The organism is Citrobacter sp. wls711 (genome assembly GCF_005281055.1).
Lineage (GTDB): Bacteria > Pseudomonadota > Gammaproteobacteria > Enterobacterales > Enterobacteriaceae > Citrobacter > Citrobacter gillenii.
The window spans coordinates 1-365 of record NZ_SZXC01000040.1 but is presented as its reverse complement, the minus strand read 5'-3'; the positions used below and the strand labels follow the sequence as shown (position 1 = coordinate 365).

The following is a 365-nucleotide window of genomic DNA, read 5'->3' as shown; positions in this document are numbered from 1 at the left end:
GCGCCTGTTTGTTGAGTGCTGTCATTGGGCTGCTCCAGTTCTAAGTTGAGCCATTCGCAAAGCTGATTCTGCAATGTTGTCTTCTTCGGTTTTCAACGGCTCCAAATCCACTTCACCTTCCCTGGCGTTAATTACCCACTGACCGAATGGAGTGATATTGCGGATTCCATGAGGACCTTTACCTGCCAGCCCTATTTCAACAAGTCGCGCCATCGCTTCTGCGCCAATGTCATACCCTTCCCCGTCTTCGCATGTTTCATTGAAACGCATCAAGGCGTTGATATCTTGCTCCTGCAAACGAGGCCAGTGACCCGCCGCCAGCTCCCTGCACTTGCTCTCGGCGTTAGCGAGCTGTACTGCCATGT

1 protein-coding gene is annotated in these 365 nt (G+C 52.3%); it reads right to left on the bottom strand.

All coding sequences use genetic code 11. The features are described from left to right. Window positions 1–21: 21 nt before the first annotated feature. The coding region (locus tag FDW98_RS23440; RefSeq protein ID WP_170975217.1) for a hypothetical protein at window positions 22–365 on the bottom strand (344 nt) is incomplete at its 5' end.